We start from the raw sequence: 2076 nt of genomic DNA on the forward strand, positions 1-2076 counted from the left end.
GCATCGGTTGGGCTGGTGGATCCGAGTTTCAGCGATACGGCCAGCGGCTGGCAGGGCGACGTGATCGGTGCATCGGTTGCCGCGGCTGGCTCCATGGCGCAAGCCAAGTTGACGGCGACAAGCTCCACCGAGAACTACAACAGCCTGAACGGCGTGTCCGCCTCCGCGAAGGTGAACGTCACCGGGGGACAGTCCGGTTGGGCCAACGCGAAGGTTTTTGATGGGCTGATGCAGGTCAGCGGACATACCACCATCACGGTGACCGCCGCCTTGAGCAGCCTGCAGGTCAGCGGCGCCAACGGGCAGGCGAATGTCTACATCGACTTTTGCAGTTGGGCGGAAACCTGCGCTCCCGGCAACTACACGGAAGCCTTCATCGACTCGTCCTTCCCCAACTACAGCGGCCCGATGCTTCTGACCGCAAGCTGGACGAATCCGGGAGAGACGACCTTTGCCAGGATGGTCATCGGTCTGACCGCCTCCGCCGACTCCGTGACCGCCGTTCCGGAACCGGCGACCATGGCCCTCTGGCTGGCCGGCCTGGCAGGTGTAGGCGCACGTCTTCGCCGCCGCAAAGATTAGTTGGCTCGTCTCCGAGTCGGCCAGGCACACGTTGACCTGGTTTTGTCGCGCGATCTCCAACGGGATCGCGCGACGCATTTTTTTCTTTGACAAATCAAGCGCCAGGCTCGGACAGCCGCAGCAGCGCTTGCCTTGAATCAGCAGTTCGATCGACGGGAAACCAAGTTATGTCACGCGCGCCGCGCATTCTTCATTGGCTCAGCCTCATGCTCTTCGCGGCGCTCGCGCTCGCGGCTACTGCTGTCCAGGCCGCCGGCCGCGAACGCCTGTCACTCGACAGCGGTTGGCTTTTCCATCGCGGCGACGTCTCAATGCCCGTGGTCAAGGGTCACGGCATGAGCTATCACAACGGCAAGGCCAACGGCGCCTGGGGTGCGGCTGCCGCAGACTTCGATGATTCCGGCTGGCGGCGCCTGGACCTGCCGCATGACTGGGCCGTCGAGAACCCGTTCGACCGCAACGAGAACGCGTCTCAGGGCTATCGCCAGCGCGGCATCGGCTGGTACCGGCGCTATCTGCCGCTGCCCGAATCCGACCGCGGCCGCCACATCGAGCTGCAGTTCGACGCGGTCGCCACGCACAGCACGGTCTGGGTCAACGGCATCGTCGTCGACCGCAACTGGTCGGGCTACAACGGCCGCAGCATCGACATCACGCCCTATGTCCGTTACGGCGCCGACGCCAACACCATCGCCGTGCGCGTGGACGCCGACGCACAGGAAGGCTGGTGGTACGAAGGCGCCGGCATCTACCGCCACACTTGGCTGGTCAAGCGCGACGCGCTGCACATCGCCACCGACGGCCTGCATGCCAACCCGGTCCAGCGCAACGGCCGCTGGACCCTTCCGGTCGAAGTGATGCTGCAAAGCAGCGCCAAGACCGAGCGCAGCGGCATCATCGACGTGGTCGTGATCGATCCGTCGGGCCGTGAAGTGGCCAAGGGCAGTGCCCGAGCTCGGGTCGCCGCGCTCGAATCGGCCGTCGCCCACATCAAGCTCGACGTGCGCGAGCCCAAGCTGTGGTYGCTTGCACAACCCAACCTATACCGCGTGCGCGCGACGCTGCGCGACGGCGCGAAGGAACTCGACCGCTCCGAAACGCAGACCGGCTTCCGGTCCATCCGCTTCGACGCGGACCGCGGCTTCTTCCTCAACGACCAATCGGTCAAGCTGCAGGGCGTCTGCGTTCACCAGGACCACGCCGGTGTCGGTGTTGCCGTGCCCGAGGCCATCTGGGAGTTCCGGCTGCGCCGCCTCAAGGAGATGGGCACCAACGCGATCCGCTTCTCGCACAACGCGCCGGCGGCCGAGGTGCTGGACATCGCCGACCGCCTGGGCCTGCTCGTCATGGACGAGAACCGCAACTTCAACCCCTCGCCCGACTACCTGAAGCAGCTGACGTGGATGGTGCGGCGCGACCGCAAYCACCCGAGCGTGATCCTGTGGTCCATCTTCAACGAGGAGCCGCTGCARAGCACSGAGCCSGGCTACGAGA

General features: G+C 65.4%; 2 protein-coding genes. Both read left to right on the forward strand.

Annotation, left to right across the window (positions count from 1 at the left end):
* A partial coding sequence (locus tag AC1DU6_RS28835; protein WP_477861342.1) for a PEP-CTERM sorting domain-containing protein occupies nt 1-582 on the forward strand: 582 nt, incomplete at its 5' end.
* Between the two features lie 311 nt (nt 583-893).
* The coding region (locus AC1DU6_RS28840; protein WP_477861344.1) for a glycoside hydrolase family 2 TIM barrel-domain containing protein at nt 894-2076 on the forward strand (1183 nt) is incomplete at its 3' end.

This window comes from Roseateles sp. P5_B10, from assembly GCF_056400485.1.